The organism is Plantactinospora sp. BB1, assembly GCF_003030385.1.
Classification (GTDB): domain Bacteria; phylum Actinomycetota; class Actinomycetes; order Mycobacteriales; family Micromonosporaceae; genus Plantactinospora.
In genome coordinates this window covers 246,684-267,664 of sequence record NZ_CP028159.1, presented here as the reverse complement: position 1 = coordinate 267,664, position 20,981 = coordinate 246,684, and the positions used below count along the sequence as shown (strand labels likewise).

The following is a 20,981-nucleotide window of genomic DNA, read 5'->3' as shown; positions in this document are numbered from 1 at the left end:
TTTGACGAAGCGACTGGGCACCGACCCATCCGCCTCTGCGGACATGCTCGGTGGGGGTTACAGCCGCTCGACCACCGGGCCGCGGCAGCGGTCGCGGCTGTCGAAGACGTACCGGGCGGTCTTGATGATCATGTCGTAGTCGAGCCCGTCGTGGTCGGTGACCACCACCACCGCGTCGGCGAGCCGGACCTCTTCCTCGGTCAGCTCGACCATCGCCAGCTCGGTCGGCACGTGCCGGGGGTCGGCGTACGGCTCCACCGCCCTGATCCGGGCCCCGAGCGCGTGCAGCCGGCCGGCGAGGTCGATCGCGGGGGAGTCCCGCAGGTCACCGGTGTTCTTCTTGTACGCCAGGCCGATCATCAGCAGCCGGGCGCCCCGCAGCGGGCGACCCCGGCTGCTCAGCCCGGCCATCACCCGCTGTGCCACGTACTCCGGCATGGTGTGGTTGATGTCGCTGGCCAGCTCGATGAAGCGGAACTGCCGGCCGAGCCGGCGCTTCACCTGCCAGGAGAGATAGCAGGGGTCGATCGGCAGGCAGTGCCCGCCGATCCCGGGGCCCGGCCGGAACGACATGAACCCGAACGGCTTGGTCGCCGCGGCGTCGATCGCCTGCCAGATGTCGATGCCGAGCTGGTGGCTGAAGGTGGCCAACTCGTTGACGAGTGCGATGTTGACCTGGCGGAACGTGTTCTCGATCAGCTTGGTGAGTTCGGCGACCCGGGTCGAGTCGACCGGTACGGTCCGCTCCACGATCCGGCGATAGAACGAGTCGACCCGGTCCAGCGCCGCCGGCCCCATCCCGGAGACCACCTTCGGCGTGTTCTCCAGCCCCCAGACCGGGTTGCCCGGGTCGATCCGCTCCGGACTGTAGCCGAGGTGGAAGTCGTCCGGACTGCGCAGCCCGCTGCCCTCCTCGAGCAGTGGCCGGAGCAGTTCCTCGGTCGTACCGGGATAGGTCGTCGACTCCAGAATGACGGTGCAGCCGGGGCGGACGTACGGGGCGAGTGCCGCCCCGGCCTGCTCCACATAGCTGAGGTCCGGTACGCCGTCCCGCAGCGGTGTCGGCACGCTGATCACGCAGACGTCGAAGTCCCGGGCGTCGGCGTAGTCACTGGTGGGCAGATAGCGGCCGGTGGCCAGGGCCGCGCCGAGCCGCTGGTCGGAGATGTCCTCGACAAAGGATTCCCCGCTGCCGAGTCGCTTGATCCGGTCGGTGTCGAGGTCGAGTCCGACCACGTCCAGTCCCGACTCCACGGCGGCCACCGCGAGGGGCAGGCCGACGTATCCCTGACCAACGACGACCAGCTTTTCCCTGCTCATAGGGGCTCCCACCGGGCTTCGACAACGTCGAGCACACCTTAGGGGGATTTATCGTTGATCACCTTGGAAACGGGGATAAAGGGAAGTATTTCGCGCTCTGACCGACGACACGACCCAGCGCACCGTCTGTAGTGCGGAGACTACCAACGGTGCGATGCCGTACGGCTCAGCCGTTGCCCGGTTCGACCGGCCCGCCACTGCCCGGCGGGTTCTCCGGACCGGTCGGCGGATTCGTCGGCGGCGGATTCGTCGGCGGCGTCGACTCGGTCGGCTCCTCGGTCGGCTCGCTGTCCGGAGTCGGGCTCGGCTTCGGCGAGGTGGTGGGACGCGGTCGGGGGGTGTCCCGAGGACGGTCCGGGTTGGTCTCCTGCCCGTCCGGTACCGTCGCCGACGGCTGATCCGGGATGTGCGCCTCCACCGTCGCACTGCTGCTGGGCGTCGGGGACGGCGGCGCGTTCGTCGCCGGGGCGTCGTCGGCCATCTTGAGGGCGATCACCGCGGTCACCACCGCCGCGCCCAGTCCCACCACGGCGGCGATCCCGGCCAGGGTGAGGATGCCGATGCCCGGTTCCCGGTCCCGGCCGCCCGAGCCGACCACCGGATTGTCGGTCAGCGTGCTCGGCCCGCTCGCCGCGCCCGCACCGCCCGCCCGGCCGGCGCCGCCCGCCGCCGCGCGGACGCCGAGCCCGGTGACCGCGGTCGGCGACGGTGCCGGGGCGATCCCGCCGCCGTCGACGCCGCCCGCCGCGTCCGCCGCCACCACCTCCGGGTGGATCGCGGCGGCCCGGGCCGCCGTCGCCATCGCCGCCGCGTCCGGATACCGGTCGGCCGGGTCCTTGGCCAGGGCCCGGCCGATCAACTCGGCCACCGGAGCGGGTACGTCCGCCGGCAGCGGATCCGGATCCTCGTGCAGGTGCTTCACCGCGACCTGCAACGGGTTCTCCCCGCTGAACGGCGGCTGCCCGGCCACGCACTGGTACGCCACCGCGCCGAGCGCGTAGATGTCGGTGGCGGCCGACACGGGCTTGCCGGCGGCCTGCTCCGGCGCCATGTAGAGCGCGGTCCCGGGTACCGCGTTCGAGCTGGTGATGCTGGTGATGTTGACCGAGCGGGCCACCCCGAAGTCGAGCAGCCGGACGGTGCCGTCGGCCTGCACCAGCAGGTTGCTCGGCTTGACGTCGCGGTGCACGATCCCGCCCTGGTGCGCGGCGTGCAGCGCCTGGGCGACCTGCGCCACCACGTGCATCGCGTCGACCACGCCGAGTCGGCCGGTGTCCCGGATCCGCGCGGAGAGCGGCTCGCCGTCGACGTACTCCATCACCAGGTAGTCGGTGCGGCCGGTCGGCAGTTCGTCCTCGCCGTAGTCGAAGACCTGCACGATGCCCGGGTGGTGCAGGGTGGCCAGCATCCGGGCCTCGGCCCGGAACCGCGCGATGAAGTCGGGGTCGGCCAGCAGCGAGGGAAGCAGCACCTTGACCGCGACCCGACGCCCGAGCACCACGTCGGTACCGCGCCACACGTCGCCCATCCCACCGGTGGCGACACGCTCGTCCAGGCGGTAACGCCCGCTGAGCAGGACTCCCGATTCCAGCACGTGCACACCGTACCCAGCGGGGCGGGCGGGTACCCAATCGCGGCGGCGGCAGCGGGGCATCGACCGGATGGAGCCGTGGATCACCGTACCCGGAGGGCACCTCGACCGCTCCACCGCCCCGGCCGGGCCGGTCGCCGGATCAGCCGGGGACGCCGATCGCGGTCGAGTCGGCGGGGTGGTAGCAGCGCAGCCGGTCCGGGTCGACGGCGAGCCAGACCGGGCTGCCGGGGGCGATCCGGAACGTCGACGGCGCCTGCACCTTGAGCTGCCGGCCGGCCAGCTCCACGGTGAGCAGGATGGCCGCGCCGGTCGGCTCGACCACCTCCACCCGGGCCGCCAGCCGGTCCGGCCCGTCGGCGTCGTGGACCTCGATGTTCTCGGCCCGGACCCCCACCGTGACCTCGTCACCGGAATAGTCGCCGAGCAGTGGTGGTGCGGGGGTGGACTGGTCGCCGATCCGCAACCGTGCCGGGCCGTCGGTCCGGTCCACCCGGGCCGGCAGGAAGTTCATCGGCGGGGCGCCGAGGAAACCGCCGACGAACTCGTCGGCCGGGTGGTCGTAGACCTCCAGCGGCGGGCCGATCTGCGCCACCCGGCCCTCGCGCAGCACCGCGATCCGGTCGCCGAGGGAGAGCGCCTCGGCCTGGTCGTGCGTGACGTAGACGGTGGTGGTGCCGAGCTTGCCGACGATCCGCTTCAACTCGGTGCGGAACTCCATCCGGAGCAGCGCGTCCAGGTTGGACAGTGGCTCGTCCATCAGCAGCACGTCGGCGTCGGTGACGATCGCCCGGGCCACCGCCACCCGCTGCCGCTGCCCGCCGGAGAGCTGCGCCGGATAGCGGTCCAGATATTCCGACAGGTGCAGCAGTTCGGCCGCCTCGCCGACCCGCCGGTCGATCTCCGCCTTCGGCGTCTTGCGCATCGTCAGCCCGAACGCGATGTTCTGGCGTACCCGCATGTGCGGCCAGATGGCGTACGACTGGAAGACCATCGACAGGCCACGCTGCCGGGCCGGCAGCTCCGTCACGTCCCGGCCGCCGATCCGCACGCTGCCGGAGTCCGGGGTCTCCAGCCCGGCGATCATCCGCAGCAGGGTGGTCTTGCCGCAGCCGCTCGGCCCGACGAGGACCAGGAACTCGCCGTCGCGCACCTCCAGGCTGATGTCGTCGGTGGCGGGGGAGCGGGTTCCCGGGTACGTCTTCACCAGGTTCCGCAGCACGATCTCGGCCAACGTTCGTCCCTCTCAGCGGATCGTGGTTCCCCACATGTTCAACAAGTAGCGGCGCATGAACGCGATGAAGACCAGGGCGGGTACGACCAGCGCGAAGCCCCCGGCGAACCGGAACGCCAGCGGCGAGTCGGCCAGCGTCGAGAGCACCTGCGCCGGCAGGGTACGCCGGTTGAGGGTGAGCACCGCCGCCCCGAGCACCTCGTTCCAGGAGGTGACGAAGGTGAAGATGGCGGCGGCGGCGATCCCGGGCAGCGCCTGCGGGAGTACCACCCGGGCGAACGCCCTCGGCGCACTGGCACCGAAGACCATCGCCGCCTCCTCGTGCTCGACCGGCACCGCCACGAAGATCGCCGACGTGATCAGTACGGTGGTCGGCAGCGCCAGCGCGGTGTGCAGCAGCGCCACCGCATAGGTGGTGTCGTAGAGCCCGGTGGCCAGGAAGACCCGGGCCAGCGGCACCGAGAGGACCACGATCGGCAGCGCCCGGGTGAGCAGCAGGAAGAGCTGGTACGGCTCCCGGCCCCGGAAGGCGTACCGGGCCACGGCGTAACCGGCCGGCACCCCGAGGACCAGCGACAGGGCGAGACTGAGCAGCCCCACCTCGACCGAGTTCTGGAACCCGCCGACCACGCCGGTGCTGTCCAGGAAGACCCGCATCGTCTCGGTGGAGACGTCGGTGGGGAGCAGCGAGAGCGGGAAGCGGTTCAGCGACTCCCGGCTGGAGAGCGCGGCCAGCGCGATCAGATAGATCGGCAGCCCCATGAAGAGGGTCACCGCGACACAGGCGAGGTGGATCGCGATCGTGCGGCGCCGGGCCGCCCGCAACCGGCTCACCGGCCACCGCCGGTGGCGGCCGGGTCGCGCAGCACCCGCAGGTAGACCACGGCGGTGCCGAGCGACATCAGCATGATCACCAGGGCGATCGCCGCCGAGACTCGTTCGTTCTGCAACGCCACGTACCACTGGTAGGTCTCGCCGACCAGCAGCGGAAAGCTCCGGCCGGTGAGCGCCTGGGCGACCGCGAAGGTCTGCAACCCGAGGATGGTACGCAGGATCAGCGCCACCTGGAGGCTGGGGCGCAACTGCGGCAGGATGATGTACCGCAGCCGCTGCCAGTACGTCGCGCCGAAGACCGCCGCCGCCTCGTCGTAGTCGCGCGGGATGTTCTGCAACCCGGCCACCACGATCACGAGTACCAGTGAGGTGGCCCGCCACAGCTCGGCCAGCAACACCGCGACGAACATGGTGGTGTCGTTGTCGTAGGAGAGCCAGGCGTAGCCGTCGCCGAGCCCGAGGTGGGCCAGGACCGAGTTCAGGTAACCACGGTCGGCGAAGATCGACAGCCAGACCAGCCCGGCGGCCAGGTCGCTGATCGCCAGCGGTACGCACCAGACGTAGAAGTAGAACGACGACAGCCTCGGCCGCTCCCGCAGCAGCAGCGCCATGGTCAGCGCGAACGCGAACTGCAACGGGATCAGTACGACGATCAGCAGTGCGGTGTTCCGGGTCGCCGTCCAGAAGTAGGGATCGTCGAGCATCCGGCGCAGGTGGGCCAGGGTGGGCCCGTCGGCGCCGGTGAACGCCTGCCCGACCCCGACCACGATCGGCCAGAGGAAGAGCGCGGCCAGGAAGATCACCGAGGGGGCGACCAGCAGTGCCGCCGTCGGTACCCGGGGACGTCCCCGCCGCCGGTCCGGGCGGGCCGGTGCCGTCCGGGACGGTTCGGTGGGCGCCGGATCCGGCGCGGTGGTCACTGCACCCGGCACGTCTGCCCCGCCGCGACCGGGTCCGGGCGCCAGCAGGGCACCTTCACCTCGTCCAGGATGGTGTTGAGCTGCTGGGCCTGCCGGTCGAGGACCTGCTGCACCGGACGGCGGTCCAGACAGATCTCCTTGAAGCAGTTCTTGAAGATCTGGGACACCTCGCCGTCCTTGGCGCCCAACCCCACCGGGGGCAGGGCCAGCACCGCACCCTCGGCCTCCTGCTGCCGGCGTACCGCCTCGGCCTCCAGCGCCACGGCCGGCGGCAGGTCGGTCGGGAGAGCGGCCTCGACCACCGGGAAGAAGGCGTTGCGGCGCAGCACCTCCAACTGCACGTCCGGGGTGGTCAGCGCCTCGATCACCTGGCGTGCCCGGTCCGACTCGGGGGCGCCCTTCGGGATCGCCAGCCCGGCGACCACCAGCATGTAGCCGAGCCCCTTCGGGCCGCGCGGCGCGGGCGCCATCACCCAGTCGTCCGGCTTGTCGCCCGGGGCGTTGACCAGCCGGGCGACGTGGTCCCAGGCGATCAGCACCTCACCGCGTTGCAACGGCTCCTGCATGTTGTCGTAGTTGGTCGACGCGGGTGCGGTCTGGGCCCACAGCTCTACCATGTACTGCCAGGCCCGCACCGCCTCCGGGCCGCGGAAGGTGGTCATCTGGCCGCCGGTGAAGCTCGGCAGCAGGTAGCCCTGGAAGAACCGGTGGTAGAGACCCTTCGGGCCACAGGGCAGGCCGAGGACCGGCTTGTTGCCGTTGGCCCGCCGGGCGTCGCCGACCCAGGTCAGAAACTGGTCGTACGTCAGGTTCTGCACGTCGGCACCGCTGGGCAGCCACTGCAACGCCCGCTTGTTGACGGCGAGCACGTACGACGCCTGCATCCACGGCAGGTAGGTGGTGGCGCCGCCGGCCAGCTTGCCGAGCTGGGCGAGGTCGGCCGGGAACTTCCGGTCGGCGAGCTTGCCGGCGAGGTCGTCGAGGTTTTCGAACTTGTCGGCGTGCGGGGCGAAGTCGCCGTGCAGCCCACCGGCGAGGCTGACCTGGACCCGCCCGGCACCGACCTGGGAGGTGATGGTCGAGGAGAAGACGTTCGGCTCGACCGTGTTGTACGCGACCGCGCCGCCGGGCACCCGGTCCCGGAGGATCTGCTCGAACCGCTGCCGCTCCTCGACAGGGGTGAACTGGGTGGAGAGGAAGGTGATCGAGCCTTCCTCGTCCGAGCCGCTGGTCGACGCGCCGCCGCAGGCGCCGAGGAGTGGCGCGGCCCCGGCGGCGATGCCGAGCCCGAGCAGCCGGCGCCGGTCGAGCCGGAGGTCGGTGCCGGGCGTGCCTGCGTGTCGTGCCATCGTGCCTCCCCGTGACGGTGGTGCCGGCCCGGTTCGGCTGCTGAGCGGGCACCGGTGCCGGCTGGAGCGGAGTGTCACAAGTGCACATATTCGCAAGCTTGGTGTCAAGCCGGGGGCGGCGTTACGGTCCGTCCCGTTATCGAACCGGCGCCCCGCCGAGTCCGGGTCCGGCCGGGCCCTGCTCCGCTGTGTGAGCCGGCCGAGGTCCTCGGCGGCAGCTCCCGGGCCGAGGTCTCGGGCGGCGGGCTACCGGCCGAGGTCCTCGGCGGTGGGTCAGCCGGCGAGCCGGTCGGCCTCTTCGGCGAGCCGCCGGGCGAGCGGTTCGATCCGGGAGCGCCAGGCGACCAGCGCGGTCGCCCGGTCGCCGGCCGCGTCGGCCGGGCCGGTCTGCTCGAGTACCAGCCGGGCGCCGTGGCCGGTGCCCTCGGCCAGTTCCCAGCGGATCCGCCCGGCCGGGACCCCGGCGGCTTCCCAGGAGTACTCCAGCAGCGTCGGTGCGGCCAGCGCGGTCACCGGTCCGGCCGGGAACTCGTCGGTGGTGAAGCCGGGCGGGGGCGGTGCGCCGAGCGTGGCCGGCCGGTCGGGTGCCGCCCCGGTCAGCGCCGCCCAGACCGCCTCGGCGGGGCGGGTCAGTTGCCGTTCGAAGCGCACCCGCCAGCCGTCCGGGCCGGTGTCGGCGACGCCGTCGGCCAGCCCGAACCGCTCGACGTACGACTCGTGCAGCCGTCCCGACGGTCGCGCCGACTGGTCGACGGGTCGGCCGTCCAGCACGTGTTCGAGCGCGTCGAGGCAGAGTCGCCAGCCGGAGGCGAAGCTCGCCGCACCGGCCCGGTCGTCGAAGACGTGGCTGAACACCAGCAGGCAGCCCGGACCGTCCGGGTGCAGTTCGATCCGGAAGAGTTCCTCCTCCCAGCTGAAGGCGAACAGCCGGGGCGGGTCGTACGCCTCGATCCGGCCGACCGACTCCGGCGGCGCGTCCGGGCCGGACCCGAAACTGAAGGTCATCCGCCCGCCGGGGCGGGGGTCCAGCCGTACCTCGGCGGGAAACCACTCGCGGAGGTGCTCGGGCTCGGTGACGGCGGGCCAGACCTTCTCCGCCGGATGGGTCAGCCGGCGCTCGATGCGCAGCACCTGGCGTCCGTTGGCGGTGTCCAGGCTCTCGTTCACGACAACTCCTCGGTGTTCGGTTCGGGCTCGCGCTCGGGCTCGCGCTCGGGTTCGTGGTCGGGGAAAGTGTCGGACCCGGATGGCATGGTGTTCAGATGGCGTTCAAGCGCATCGATCCGGCTGGACCACATCCAGCGGTACGGTGCGAGCCAGGCGTCGAGTTCGGCGAGCGGTTCGGGGCAGAGTTCATACCAGCGTCGTTGCGCCTCCGGGCGGACCCGCACCAGCCCGGCGTCGCGCAGCACCCGGAGGTGTTTGGAGGTGCCCGGTTGGGTCAGCCCCAACTGCTCGGTCAGCTCACCGACCGAGCGGGGACGCTCGCGGAGCAGGTCCAGGATGCGTCGCCGGACGGGCTCGGCGAGGACTTCGAACGGCGTGATCACGACGGTTAACATACCAAGCCAGTAATATGCCGAGCAAGTTATGCACGCTCACGCTCGGCAACAGTCCGGAGCGTGTGCTCCGGAAAACCGGGTAAGGGGAGTCGGTTCCCCAGGAGGGAGGACCCGCGCCGATGCCATCCGACCTGGACAGCGGCACGATCCTGCGGGCGGTGGAGGACGCCGAGGGTTACGTCGCCAAGATCTGTTTCAAGACCGGTCCGCCCAGGCTCAGCGGCGTGGAACTGGAATGGACCGTGCACGACGCGGCCGTTCCGAGCCGACCGGTCGACCCGGCCCGGCTCCGTACCGCACTCGGCCCGTACGCCCCGACCACTCTCGATCCCGACAGTCCCGCCCAACCGCTGCCCCGTTCGGGCACGGTCAGCGTGGAGCCCGGCGGCCAGGTGGAAATCTCCACCGCCCCGCGTAGCTCCCTCGGCGAGTTGCACGAGAGCACCACCTCGGACCTCGCCCACCTCACCGATCTGCTCGGCGCCGCAGGTCTCGTCCTCGGCGACACCGGCATCGATCCGCACCGGCCGCCGACGCCGGTGGTCGACACCCCCCGATACCGCGCGATGCGCTGTGCCTTCGACCGGCTCGGCGCGGCCGGCCGGACGATGATGTACAGCACCGCCGGGCTCCAGGTCTGCCTGGACGCCGGTACCGCCGACCGGTTCGCCGACCGGTGGGCCGCCGCGCACGCGTTCGGGCCGCCGCTGCTCGCGGTCTTCGCCACCGCCCGCCGGCACGCCGGTCGGGACACCGGCTGGGCCTCGGCCCGGATGGCCGCCTGGCAGTTCATCGACCCGGCCCGGACCCGTCCGGCCTGGTCACCGCCGTCGCAAACCGCCGACCCGGTCGGCACCTGGGTCCGGTACGCGCTGGCGGCCCCGCTGCTCTGCGTACGCCGGGACGGCGCGGACTGGACCGTTCCGCCCGGGATCACCTTCCGGGACTGGCTCGGCGGCGCACTGCCCCGGCCGCCCACCACCGACGACCTCGACTACCACCTGAGCACCCTCTTCCCGCCGGTACGCCCCCGGGGGTACCTGGAGATCCGTTACCTCGACGCCCAGCCCGGCCCGGAGTGGATCGCGCCGGTCGGTGTGCTCGCGGCGCTGCTGGAGGACGACCGTGCCCGGGACGCCGCCCGGGCGGCCTGCGAACCGGTCGCCGGCCGGTGGGTCGACGCGGCCCGGCGCGGGCTGCGGGACCCCTTGCTGGCCACGGCGGCCGACACCCTGCTCGACCTCGCGCTGCGGTCACTGGACCGCACCGGTCTGCCCACGGCGACCCGCGAGGAGATCACCCGGATCGTGGCGCGACGGCTCGCCGCCGCGCGGAAGGGACCGACATGACCGACGTCCGATCCGACAACGGGCCGACCGGGTCGCTGCGCGACCGGATCGCCACCGAACTCACCCGGGCCCGGGACCGCAGCGTCCGGCTCACCGAGGCGGTCGACGACGACGACCTGGTCCGGCAGCACTCGCCGATCATGTCCCCGCTGGTCTGGGACCTCGCGCACGTCGGCAACCAGGAGGAACTCTGGCTGGTCCGGGACGTCGGCGGCCGCCCGCCGGTGCGCCAGGACATCGACGAGCTGTACGACGCCTTCAAGCACCCCCGCCGGGACCGCCCGGCCCTGCCGCTGCTCGGTCCGGCCGAGGCCCGACGCTATGTGGCGACCGTCCGGGACAAGGTCTTCGACCTGCTCGACGGCGTCCGGTTCGACCACGGCCGGCTGGTCGCCGACGGGTTCGCGTTCGGCATGATCGCCCAGCACGAGCAGCAGCACGACGAGACCATGCTCGCCACCCACCAGCTCCGCAACGGCCCGCCGGTACTCTCCGCACCCGAGCCGCCGGCCGCGGTGGTGCCGGTCGCCGGTGAGGTGCTGGTTCCGGCCGGCCGGTTCACCATGGGCACCTCCACCGACCCGTGGGCGCTGGACAACGAGCGCCCCGGCCACCCGGTGGAGCTGCCGGCGTACGTCATCGACGCGGCACCGGTGACCAACGCGGAGTACCTCGCCTTCGTCGCCGACGGCGGCTACGCCGACCAGCGCTGGTGGAGCGAGGCGGGCTGGCGGCACCGGTCGTCGGCCGGACTGACCGCACCGATGCACTGGCGGCGCGACGGGGCCGGCTGGGGCTGCACCCGGTTCGGCCGGTTCGGTCCGCTGGTCCCGGACGAGCCGGTGGTGCACGTCGGCTTCCACGAGGCGGAGGCGTACGCCGCCTGGGCCGGCAAGCGGCTGCCGACCGAGGCCGAGTGGGAGAAGGCGGCCCGCTGGGACCCGGAGAGCGGCCGGTCCCGCCGCTACCCGTGGGGCGACGAGGACCCGACGCCGGAGCACGCCAACCTCGGGCAGCGGCACCTCGCACCGGCACCGGTCGGGGCGTACCCGGCGGGCGCCTCGCCGCTCGGCGTACACCAGCTGATCGGGGACGTCTGGGAGTGGACCTCCAGCCCGTTCCTCGGCTATCCCGGGTTCACCGCGTTCCCGTACCGGGAGTACTCGGAGGTCTTCTTCGGCTCCGACTACCGGGTGCTCCGGGGCGGCTCCTTCGGCACCGACCCGGTGGCCTGCCGGGGTACCTTCCGCAACTGGGACCTGCCGATCCGCCGGCAGATCTTCAGCGGCTTCCGGTGTGCCCGGGACGCCCGGCCGGAAGAGACGGCGTGACCCGTCCCGACCGTTCGCCCGGCCGGCGGAGCCGGGCCCGCTGATGTGCCGTCACCTGGCCTATCTGGGCCCTCCGCTACCGCTGGCCGGGCTGCTCTTCGACCCGCCGCACTCGCTGGTCCGGCAGTCCTGGGCGCCCCGGGAGATGCGCGGCGGCGGCACGGTCAACGCCGACGGCTTCGGCGTCGGCTGGTACCCGGTGGACGGCCCGCCGGTGCGCTACCGGCGGGCCACCCCGATCTGGGCCGACGACACCCTGCCGGTGCTGGCCGCGGCGACCACGGCCGGCGCGGTACTGGCGGCGGTGCGCTCGGCCACCGTCGGCATGCCGGTGGTGGAGACCGCCGCCGCCCCGTTCGCCGAGGGACGCTGGCTGTTCAGCCTGAACGGTGCGGTACCCGGCTGGCCGGACTCGATCGCGAGCCTGGCCGGCCGGCTGCCGACCCGGGACCTGATCACCCTGGACGCCCCGACCGACGCGGCCCTGCTCTGGGCCCTGGTACGCCACCGGCTGCGGGCCGGGGCCGGGCCGGCCGAGGCGGTGGCCGAGACGGTCCGGGAGGTGGCCGCCGCCGCTCCCGGTGCCCGGCTGAACCTGCTGCTCACCGACGGGCATCTGGTGGTGGCGAACACCTGCGGGCACGCGCTGTCGGTCCGGTCCGGCGGCGGGTCGGTGCTGGTCAGTTCCGAGCCGCTGACCGAGGAACCGGGCTGGCGGCCGGTCCCGGACGGGCACCTCGTGGTCGCCGCCGCCGGCCGGGTCGACGTCACGCCGATCGGCCCGGGGTCGGCGCCGAGCCGGCCGAGCGGGGGTTCCTGAACGACCGGAGTGGGAGTTGCCGAGCGGCCGGAGTGGGAGTTGCCGAGCGGCCGGAGATGGGGGTGCCGAAGCGCGTCCGGAGTTGGGGTTGCCGAGCGGCCGAGCGGGGCGCGAGCCGATCGCGGTCGCCCGGTGGGCGGTCGGGAGCGGCCGGCGTAGCGAGAGGACCCGTCGCAGGGGCGGCGGCGTCGATTGAGGGGAGTGTGCGGGTGACCGCGGATCCGTTGGAGATACACCTGGAGGAACGGGACCTGGAGCTGGCGCTGCGCAGCGACGTCCGGACCGGGCTCACCGCGACGCCCCGGTGGCTGCCGCCGAAGTGGTTCTACGACGCCCGGGGCAGCGAGCTGTTCGAGGAGATCACCCGGCTGCCGGAGTACTACCCGACCCGGGCCGAGCGGGCCGTCCTGGCGGCTCGGGCCGGGGAGATCGCCCGGCTCACCGACGCGAAGACCCTGATCGAGCTCGGTTCGGGTTCGTCGGAGAAGACCCGCCTGCTGCTCGACGCGCTGACCGCGCAGGGCGACCTCGGCACCTTCGTACCGCTGGACGTCTCGGTCAGCGCGCTGGAGCGGTCGACCGCCGAGATCGCCGCCGCCTACCCGGGGCTGCGGGTACGCGGCATCGTCGGCGACTTCACCCGCCATCTGGACCGGCTGCCCACCGGCGGCCGACGGCTGGTCGCCTTCCTCGGCGGCACCATCGGCAACCTGCTGCCGGCGGAGCGGGCCGAGTTCCTGGCCGCGCTCCGCTCGGCACTGGAGCGGGGCGACTGGCTGCTGCTCGGTACCGACCTGGTCAAGGATCCCGGGATCCTCGTACCGGCGTACGACGACGCGGCCGGGGTCACCGCCGAGTTCAACCGCAACGTGCTGCGGGTGCTCAACCGTGAACTGGGCGCGGATTTCGAGGTGGACGCCTTCGACCACGTCGCGCTCTGGGACCCGGAGCGGCGCTGGATCGAGATGCGGCTGCGGGCGCGGCGGCCGATGCGGGTCCGGGTACTCGACCTCGACCTGGCCTTCGCCGAGGGGGAGGAGTTGCGCACCGAGATCTCGGCGAAGTTCCGCCCGGAGGACGTCGACGCGGAACTGGCCGCCGCCGGCTTCACGGTGCGGGCCCGCTGGACCGACGACGCCGGCCTCTTCGCGGTGACCCTCGGCCAGGCGGACTGAGCCGGGCCGAGGGTCGCGGCGGTGTCCGGTCAGCTCTCGACGTACTGCTCCGCGTAGGTCGCGGTGGGCGGGATCGGGGTGATGACGTCGATCAGTACCCCGTTCGGGTCGGCCACGATGAAGTGCCGCTGTCCGAAGTCCTCGCTGCGCAGTTCCAGTTCGGCGGGGAGTCCCGCGTCGAGGACGAGTCGCCGCCACTCGGCGTCGACGTCGGTCACCTCGAAGTTGAGCAGTAGTCCCCGCGCCGGGGTGCGGTACGCCTCGGGGAGCGTCGGGTGGTCGTGGGCGAGGAGTGCGAGTTCGTACCCCGCCGGGCCCGGACGCCGGAGGCTGACGTACCAGTCGGCCTCGAAGGTCGGCTCGAAGCCGAGCAACCCGGTGTAGAAGTTCCGCGATTCCGCCAACCGGGAGGTGCAGATCACCGGATAGAAGCTGGTCAGCATGAGGACTACCCCTTTTCACATACCGTTGGTATGTGAAGGTAAGCTAGTTCGCGTACCGTCGGTATGTCAACGGAGGGCGCGATGCCGAATCTCAGTCGGCGGCAACAGCGGGAGCAGACCCGGCAGACCCTGCTGCGCGAGGGCCGGCGGCTCTTCGCGGCCCGGGGATACGCCGGGGTCGGGCTGGCGGAGGTCGTCCAAGCCGCCGGGGTCACCAAGGGCGCGCTCTACCACCACTTCGACGGCAAGGCGGCGCTGTTCCACGCGGTCCTGGCCGAGGTGCAGCAGGAGGTCGCCGGGCGGGTGGTCGCGGCGGCCGAGGCCAGGGACGATCCGTGGACCCGGTTCACCGCCGGCTGCGAGGCGTTCCTGGCCGCCAGCACCGACCCGGAGGTACAGCGGATCATGTTGGTCGACGGACCGGCGGTACTGGGTTGGGCGCAGTGGCGAGCGCTGGACGAGGCCAACTCGGCGCGCCACCTGACCGAGGCACTCGGCACGCTGATCGAGACCGGGGTGCTCGCCCCACAGCCGGTCGCACCACTGACCCGGCTGCTCTCCGGCGCGATGAACGAGGCGGCCCTCTGGCTGGCGACCTCAAAACGGCCGGAGGACGTCACGGAGACCGTCACCGCCCTGACCCGGATGCTGACCGCCCTGCGGGCCAGCTGACCCGCCAGCTGACTGCCCTGCGCGCCACCCGACCCGCCCGGGACCCGACCGGCCGCCGGGGCGCGCCGTCGGCCCCCGGCCGTGCTCATCGGACCGCCGAGGGTGCGTGGGCGCCGCCCGGCGTACTCGGGTAGGGTCGTCGGCAGCGAAGGGGAGTAGCTCCCAACGTCGTGGTCGACATACTGGTGTGCGCGCGTCGCGCACCCGGCCACGCGGCCTCACCCCCGGTGGGGCGGGCGAGACCTTCGACTCAGGCAGTAATGCCGGGTCGAGGTCGCCCACGCCCCCGCCCGGCATCGACCGGGAAGGGTGACATGGAGGACTTCAACACCGCCTTGGCGATCAGCTTCGGCGTCATCTTCGTGGCCGAGTTGGGCGACAAGTCGCAGTTGATGGCGTTGACCTTCGCCACCCGGTTCAAGGCGTTACCGGTGATCATCGGGATCACCGTGGCGACCTCGGTCGTGCACCTGGCCTCGGTCGCCCTCGGCGTCGGGCTCGGCGCCGCGCTCCCCACCGGCTGGATCGCCCTCGTCGCCGGGCTGGCCTTCCTCGGCTTCGGGCTCTGGACGCTGCGCGGCGACTCGCTCACCGAGGAGGAGCGGCGCAAGGCGGAACGGACCCGCCGCTCCGCGATCATCGCGGTCTCGATCGCCTTCTTCCTGGCCGAACTCGGCGACAAGACCATGCTGGCGACGATCACCCTGGCCACCCAGCACGGTTGGTTCGGCACCTGGCTCGGCTCCACCGTCGGCATGGTCGCCGCCGACGCCCTGGCCATCGGCGTCGGCCGGCTCCTCGGCCGCCGCCTGCCGGAAAAGACCATCCGGTACGGCGCCAGCGCGCTCTTCGGAATCTGCGGCATCTGGCTGCTGGTGGACGCGGTCCACCAACTGACCTGACCGATCCCGGTGTGGGACGGCCGGGATCCGGGTAGCTGGTTCGACGGCCAGCGGGCTGTCCGGCGGAGCGTGGCCCGAACGGAGGATCACTGCATGACCAGGCACGATGAGCCGAACGAGTACGGGTTCGCTGGCGACGTGGCGTTGCCCGAGCCGGAACGGCCGCACAAGCGGGACGTGGTCGCCGAGGAGGCCGAGGACGTCGCCGTGCCCGGCTCGGACCTGTCGCGCGAGTTCCGGGAGGCGCTCGCCGACTCGGACCAGGTGGACGAGGCGGACGAGGGCGGGGAGCGGCCCCCGACGCGTTGAGTCCCGGACACCATCGACGGCGCCGGCCAGGTTTGGCCGGCGCCGTCGTCTTTCCGTCGTCTTTCCGTCGCCTTTCCCGCCACCGCCACAGAAGCCGCAGGGGCCGCAGCAGCCGCCGCCGTCCCGACCGCCCGTCTCCGGCTGTCGGCGGGCCTGTCGGCCCCGTTCCTGCCGTTCCGTCCCGGCTAGCTGACGGCGCCTCCGCTCCGGCGCTTCGCGGGCACGCCGCCGGTACTTATCCGACGGTATTGGCCCGACTGCGACTACTGAGGGCGCTCAATCATCTACATTCGGTAGGAACTGTGACGCGACAAGTCGGAACTTTTTCATACTGTCGCATTTTTCGTGATCATTAGATGTCTTCGGCACCCCTGACCGGTTGGTGCTGAGACGGAAGGCCGGGGCTGATGGATCTGCACACTTACCTGCGCGCGCTGCGCCAACGCTGGTGGGTGGTACTCGCGACCGTCATGGTCGCGCTGGGCCTCGCCGGGTTCGTCACGGTACGGGCGACCCCGCAGTACGCCTCCTCGGTGACCTTCTTCGTCACCTCCTCCGGGCAGGGCATGACCGACGCGTACCAGGGCAGCCTCTTTCTCCAGCAGCGGGTCAAGTCGTACGTCGACCTGCTCAGCAGCGACCGGTTGGCGCAGACCGTCGCGGCGGAGGAACGGGTCGGGCTCACCGCGGACGAGGTACGGTCCCGGGTCAGCGCGCGGGTCGAGGCGGACACGGTCCTGCTCTCCGCGACGGTCACCGACACCGACCAGGCCCGGGCGCTGCGCCTCACCGAGGCACTGGCGGCGCACTTCGTGAAACTCGTGCACAGCATCGAGACCCCGCCCGGGGCCAAGGAACCACCGATCAAGATCGAGGTGGTCGGCGGCCCCCGGGTGAACGCCGAACCGGTCTCCCCCCGGCCGGTCCGCAACCTCGTGCTGGCCGGAGTCTTCGGGCTGGTGCTCGGCGCCGCGCTCTCCGTGCTGCGCGGGCTGACCGACACCACCTTCCGGGACGGCGAGACCCTCCAGGAGGCGACCTCGGCGCCGCTGCTCGGCAGCATCCCGTACGACGGGCACGCCCGGTCGAACCCGCTGATCGTCGGTACGGCGGCGCAGACGGCCCGGGCCGAGGCGATGCGGAAACTCCGGACCAACCTGCGCTTCGTGGACGCCCAGGAGCCGGCCCGGGTCATCGCGGTGACCAGCGCGGTGCAGGCCGAGGGGAAGTCCACGCTCGCCTGCAACCTGGCGATCACGCTCGCCGAGGCGGGCTGGCAGGTACTGCTGGTCGACGCGGACCTGCGTCGGCCCCGGGTCGCCGGCTATCTCGGGATCGGCTCCGGCGCCGGCCTGACCGACGTGCTGATCGGCGAGGTGGCGGTCGAGGACGTACTGCAACCGTGGGGCGACAAGTCCCTGCTGGTGCTGCCGGGCGGCTCGGTGCCGCCGAACCCGAGCGAGCTGCTCGGCTCGAAGGCCATGGCCGACCTGCTGCTGTCGCTGCGCGAGCTGACCGACATCGTCATCATCGACACCCCGCCGCTGCTGGCCTTCACCGACGGCGTGGTGGTCGCGGTGCAGGCCGACGGTGCGCTGCTGGTGGCCCGGCAGGGCAAGACCCCGAGCGCGCAGACCGCCGCCGCCGCGCAGGCGCTGCACTCGGTCTCCGCCCGGGTGCTCGGCTGCGTGCTGAACATGTCGAAGGAAAACAAGATCGACGTCGAGCAGTACCGGGCGTACCGCAAGGGTGCGCCGGTGGAGAGGCTTCTCGCCACCCGTGGCGAGGCGTCACCCGCCGCCGACCCGGTGCGCGTCCCCCCGACCGACGCCGTGGCCACCACGTCCGCGGACAACACGGAGGAGCTCGACCGGGTACCGCGATGACGCGGGCTCGCCCGGTCGCGGGGTGATCGGGGGATGAGAAATGAAGATCGGCATTATCTCGTACTGGTTTCCGCCGGAGCCCGCCTTCATACCGGGCTGCCTGGCCGAGGAGCTGGCCGCACGCGGCCACGAGGTGCGGGTGCTCACCGGGTTCCCGAACCATCCGACCGGCCAGGTCTACCCGGGTTACCGGCAGCGGTGGCGGCACCAGACCGACGAGGGCGGGGTGCTCGTCCGGCGGGTGCCGGCGTACGCCAGCCACGACGGTACGGCGGCCCGGCGGGCGGCGCGGCAGCTCACGTACGCGATGAGCAGTGCGCTGGCCGCCCCCGGGTTCCTGGCCGGGGTGGACGCGCTCTACGTCCACTTCCCGCCGGCCGGCGCGTACGCGGCGGCGGCGCTGCTCCGGATGCTGCGCCGGGTGCCGGCGGTGGTACACGTCCAGGACATCTGGCCGGAGGGGGTGACGCCGCCGCCCGGTGAGGCGGGGCGGGACCCCTCGGCCGGGTTCACCCACGGACTGCTCACCCGGACGATGCGGGCGATCTACCGTTCGGCGGCCGGGATCGCGGTGATCTCGCCCTCGATGCGGGACGTGGTGATCGAGCGGGGCGCCGATCCGGAGCGGGTACGGGTGGTGCTGAACTGGACCGACGAGCGGCTGTTCCGGCCGATGGGCACCACCCCGGCGGCCCGGCGGGCGATCGGGCACCGGGGGATCACCACGGTGATGCACGCCGGCACGATGGGCCCGTTCCAGCGCGTCGACACGGCGGTCCGGGCCGCCGCGGCGGTCAACGGCAAGATCGACCTCGATCTGGTACTGGTCGGGTCCGGGCCGGAGGAGCGGCAGTCCCGGCAGCTCGCCGAGGAACTCGGCGCGACAAACGTCCGGTTCCTCGGCTGGCGTCCACCGGCCGAGATGGCCGACCTGTACGCCGCCGCCGAATACCAGCTCGTGCTCCTGCGGGACCTTCCGGCGCTGCGCGGTGCGGTGCCGGCGAAGTTGCAGGCGGCGCTCTCCGCCGGGGCGCCGGTGGTCGCCTCCGCCGGTGGGGACACCGCCGACCTGGTGGAGCGGGCCCGGGCCGGACTCTCCTGCCCGCCGGAGGACTGGCAGGCGTTGGCGGACCGGTTCGCCCTGGCCGCGGTGATCCCGAGTAACGCCCGTGCGGAGATGGCACAGCGGGCCCGGGACAGTTACCTGTCCCGGATGTCGCTGCGGACCGGTGTCGATCAGATGGAACAGATGCTGGCCGAGGCGGCGGTCAGCCGCCGACGGCGTTGACCTGGGTCTTCGCCCGGCGCGGCAATGATCTTCTGCCCGGTTCGTGAGCCTTTCTCACTATAAAAGTGCAAAAGCATCATAAGACCCCTTGAAATACCAACCACGAACTCTCCACCGTGCTATAGAGATATAGGCGCAAACTGCGTTGTGTCTACTTCATCCGAGTAAGTCGAAAGCGGTGGTGGCAGTGGGGGACATGTCCCCGAGACGGCGGACGGCGCGCCGTCGAGTGGTCCGGCGGCAACTCCGCCGGGCCCTGCTCACCGCACTCGTGGTCGGCTGCCTGCTGGCCGTCGCCGGCGGGTGGCTCGGACTGCGCGGCTGGCAGGCCGGTGGCCACCTGGAGAACGCCGCCAGCTTGGCCCGGGAGCTGAGCCAGCAGGTGCTGGACGGCGAGACCGCGCAGGCCCGCCGGACCCTGGAGGCGCTGCAACAGCAGACCGCCGCCGCCCGGTCGCGTACCGGTGACGTCGGCTGGCGCGCCGCCGGCTCCGCACCGTACGGCGGCCGGAACATGGCGGCGGTCCGGGAGCTGGCGGTCGGCGTCGACGACCTCGCCCGGCGGGCCTTCCCCGCCCTGGTCGAACTCAACCCGCAGACGCTGCTGCCGAGCTCCGGACGACTCGACCTGGCCGCCCTGCGCGGCGCGATGCCCACGCTCGTCGAGGCGGACAGCACCGTCCACCAGGTCCGGGACCGGATCCTGACGGTGCCGACCTCCGGGCTCGTGCCCACGGTCCGGGACGCGGTGTCGCAGTTGCGCGCCGAGCTGGACCGGCTGGCCGAGGTGACCTCCGCCGTCCGGCGCAGCGGCGCGCTGCTGCCCACCCTGCTCGGCGCCAACGGCACCCGGACCTACCTCGCGGTCTTCCAGAACCTCGCCGAGCCCCGGGCCACCGGCGGGATCTTCGGCGCCTACGCCGTCATCCGGGCCAGCAAGGGCGAGGTTAAGCTGGTCAAGCAGGGCCCGGCCACCGACCTGAACACCTACGGCAAGCCGCCGCTGCCGCTGAGCCGCGAGCTGCGCGCGCTCTACACCGACCTGCCCGGGATCTATCCGGCGGACGTGAACCTCACCCCGCACTTCCCGACCGCGGCCACCCTGATCCGGGAGATGTACCGGCGGGTCGGTGGCGGCACCGTCGACGGCGTACTCGCCACCGACCCGGTCGCGCTCTCCTACCTGCTCAAGGCCATCGGACCGGTGCCGGTACCGGGGCATCCGACCCTCACCGCCCCCACGGTGGTGCGTACCCTGCTGTCGGACACGTACCGCCGGCTCGACAAGCCGGCCCAGCAGGACAACTACTTCGCCGCCTCGGCCCGGGCGGTCTTCGACGCCCTGCTCAAGCGTCCGGTGAACCCGCGCGCCGTGGCGCAGGCGGTCAACACCGCCGTCGCCGAGCGCCGGATCCTGTTCTGGAGCGCGCACGCCGGCGAGCAGCGCGAACTCGTCGACAGCCGGCTCGCCGGGGTGCTGCCCGAGCAGGAGTCGGTGCAGAACGTCGGCGTCTTCCTCAACGACGGCAGCGGGGCGAAGCTCGGCTACTACCTGCACCGCTCGGCGGAACTCACCGTCGGGGACTGCCGGGCGGACGGCAGCCGGGAACTCCACCTCCGGCTCACGCTCCGCTCGTCCGCGCCCTCCTCGGGGCTCAGCAAGTCGGTGCGCGGCCTCGCGCTCTCCGGCGACCCGTACACCGCCCGGGTGCTGGTCTCGATCTTCAGCCCGGTACGCGGCTCACCGCTGCGGGCCCGGCTGGACGGAAAGGCGACGCCGATGGGCGGCGGCGTCGAGCGGGGGCGCCGGGTCGGCGTAGTGGTCGTCGACGTCGGACCCGGACGAACCCGCGTACTGGAGATGGGGCTGTTGACCCCGCCGAAGGCCAGTGGCGAAGCCGAGTTGTGGCTCACTCCCGGCCCGACCCCATGGACCACCCGTGTCAGTTCCGCACCCGCGTGTGGCCAGTAGGCCCGCACGTCAGGACAAGTCATG

Annotated in this window: 19 protein-coding genes; 10 read left to right on the top strand and 9 right to left on the bottom strand. The window is 72.3% G+C overall.

Annotated elements, in window-relative coordinates:
* Positions 1–57 precede the first annotated feature (57 nt).
* The 8 genes from C6W10_RS01105 to C6W10_RS01070 all read right to left on the bottom strand — a co-directional run bounded on the left by C6W10_RS01105 (position 58) and on the right by C6W10_RS01070 (position 8,798).
* Entirely contained in the window at positions 58–1,320 is a 1,263-nt protein-coding gene (locus C6W10_RS01105; RefSeq protein ID WP_107255937.1) for a nucleotide sugar dehydrogenase, read from the bottom strand.
* A 166-nt stretch (positions 1,321–1,486) separates the two neighbouring features.
* Positions 1,487–2,914 (bottom strand): serine/threonine-protein kinase, encoded by a 1,428-nt coding sequence (locus C6W10_RS01100; protein ID WP_107263553.1) that lies wholly within the window; start codon positions 2,912–2,914, stop codon positions 1,487–1,489.
* 139 nt (positions 2,915–3,053) lie between these two features.
* Positions 3,054–4,145, bottom strand: a complete 1,092-nt coding sequence (locus tag C6W10_RS01095) for an ABC transporter ATP-binding protein (protein ID WP_107255936.1) — start codon at positions 4,143–4,145, stop codon at positions 3,054–3,056.
* Between the two features lie 12 nt (positions 4,146–4,157).
* A complete protein-coding gene (locus C6W10_RS01090) occupies positions 4,158–4,979 on the bottom strand; it encodes a carbohydrate ABC transporter permease (protein ID WP_234359320.1) in 822 nt (273 codons plus the stop codon).
* Entirely contained in the window at positions 4,976–5,899 is a 924-nt protein-coding gene (locus C6W10_RS01085; RefSeq protein ID WP_234359319.1) for a carbohydrate ABC transporter permease, read from the bottom strand. The genes C6W10_RS01090 and C6W10_RS01085 overlap by 4 nt, the downstream gene beginning before the upstream one ends.
* Positions 5,896–7,248 (bottom strand): ABC transporter substrate-binding protein, encoded by a 1,353-nt coding sequence (locus C6W10_RS01080; protein ID WP_107255935.1) that lies wholly within the window; start codon positions 7,246–7,248, stop codon positions 5,896–5,898. Before C6W10_RS01080 ends, C6W10_RS01085 begins: the two co-directional genes overlap by 4 nt.
* 273 nt (positions 7,249–7,521) lie before the next feature.
* On the bottom strand, positions 7,522–8,415 hold the full coding sequence (locus tag C6W10_RS01075) for an SRPBCC family protein (protein WP_107255934.1): 894 nt from the start codon (positions 8,413–8,415) through the stop codon (positions 7,522–7,524).
* Complete coding sequence (locus tag C6W10_RS01070; RefSeq protein WP_107255933.1) at positions 8,412–8,798, bottom strand: helix-turn-helix transcriptional regulator; 387 nt, start codon at positions 8,796–8,798, stop codon at positions 8,412–8,414. Before C6W10_RS01070 ends, C6W10_RS01075 begins: the two co-directional genes overlap by 4 nt.
* Positions 8,799–8,929: 131 nt before the next feature.
* Here C6W10_RS01070 and egtA point away from each other — a divergent pair, with 131 nt between their 5' ends.
* The 4 genes from egtA (at position 8,930) to egtD (ending at position 13,485) form a co-directional block, all read left to right on the top strand.
* Entirely contained in the window at positions 8,930–10,159 is a 1,230-nt protein-coding gene (gene egtA, locus C6W10_RS01065) for an ergothioneine biosynthesis glutamate--cysteine ligase EgtA (RefSeq protein WP_107255932.1), read from the top strand.
* Positions 10,156–11,490 carry an ergothioneine biosynthesis protein EgtB gene (egtB, locus tag C6W10_RS01060; RefSeq protein WP_107255931.1) on the top strand — a complete coding sequence of 445 codons (1,335 nt, stop codon included), beginning with the start codon at positions 10,156–10,158 and terminating at the stop codon, positions 11,488–11,490. The genes egtA and egtB overlap by 4 nt, the downstream gene beginning before the upstream one ends.
* 43 nt (positions 11,491–11,533) lie before the next feature.
* Positions 11,534–12,310 (top strand): ergothioneine biosynthesis protein EgtC, encoded by a 777-nt coding sequence (gene egtC / locus C6W10_RS01055; RefSeq protein ID WP_107263550.1) that lies wholly within the window; start codon positions 11,534–11,536, stop codon positions 12,308–12,310.
* Positions 12,311–12,519: 209 nt separating this feature from the next.
* Positions 12,520–13,485: an L-histidine N(alpha)-methyltransferase gene (egtD, locus tag C6W10_RS01050; protein WP_107263549.1), complete on the top strand. Its 966-nt coding sequence runs from the start codon at positions 12,520–12,522 to the stop codon at positions 13,483–13,485.
* A 29-nt stretch (positions 13,486–13,514) separates the two neighbouring features.
* Here egtD and C6W10_RS01045 read toward each other — a convergent pair whose 3' ends face one another.
* The gene (locus C6W10_RS01045; RefSeq protein ID WP_107255930.1) at positions 13,515–13,928 is read right to left on the bottom strand and encodes a VOC family protein; all 414 of its coding nucleotides are present in this window, start codon (positions 13,926–13,928) and stop codon (positions 13,515–13,517) included.
* A gap of 81 nt (positions 13,929–14,009) precedes the next feature.
* Between C6W10_RS01045 and C6W10_RS01040 the strand changes: the two genes are divergently transcribed.
* The 6 genes from C6W10_RS01040 (at position 14,010) to C6W10_RS01015 (ending at position 20,957) form a co-directional block, all read left to right on the top strand.
* On the top strand, positions 14,010–14,600 hold the full coding sequence (locus C6W10_RS01040) for a TetR/AcrR family transcriptional regulator (protein WP_107255929.1): 591 nt from the start codon (positions 14,010–14,012) through the stop codon (positions 14,598–14,600).
* A 314-nt stretch (positions 14,601–14,914) separates the two neighbouring features.
* The gene (locus C6W10_RS01035) at positions 14,915–15,502 is read left to right on the top strand and encodes a TMEM165/GDT1 family protein (protein WP_107255928.1); all 588 of its coding nucleotides are present in this window, start codon (positions 14,915–14,917) and stop codon (positions 15,500–15,502) included.
* Between the two features lie 93 nt (positions 15,503–15,595).
* Complete coding sequence (locus C6W10_RS01030) at positions 15,596–15,811, top strand: hypothetical protein (RefSeq protein ID WP_107263548.1); 216 nt, start codon at positions 15,596–15,598, stop codon at positions 15,809–15,811.
* 407 nt (positions 15,812–16,218) lie between these two features.
* Positions 16,219–17,697: a polysaccharide biosynthesis tyrosine autokinase gene (locus C6W10_RS01025; RefSeq protein ID WP_107255927.1), complete on the top strand. Its 1,479-nt coding sequence runs from the start codon at positions 16,219–16,221 to the stop codon at positions 17,695–17,697.
* Positions 17,698–17,737: 40 nt separating this feature from the next.
* On the top strand, positions 17,738–18,985 hold the full coding sequence (locus tag C6W10_RS01020; RefSeq protein ID WP_107255926.1) for a glycosyltransferase family 4 protein: 1,248 nt from the start codon (positions 17,738–17,740) through the stop codon (positions 18,983–18,985).
* Positions 18,986–19,181: 196 nt separating this feature from the next.
* Positions 19,182–20,957, top strand: coding sequence for a DUF4012 domain-containing protein (locus tag C6W10_RS01015; RefSeq protein WP_107255925.1), 1,776 nt, complete (start codon positions 19,182–19,184; stop codon positions 20,955–20,957).
* The last annotated feature ends 24 nt before the right edge of the window (positions 20,958–20,981 follow it).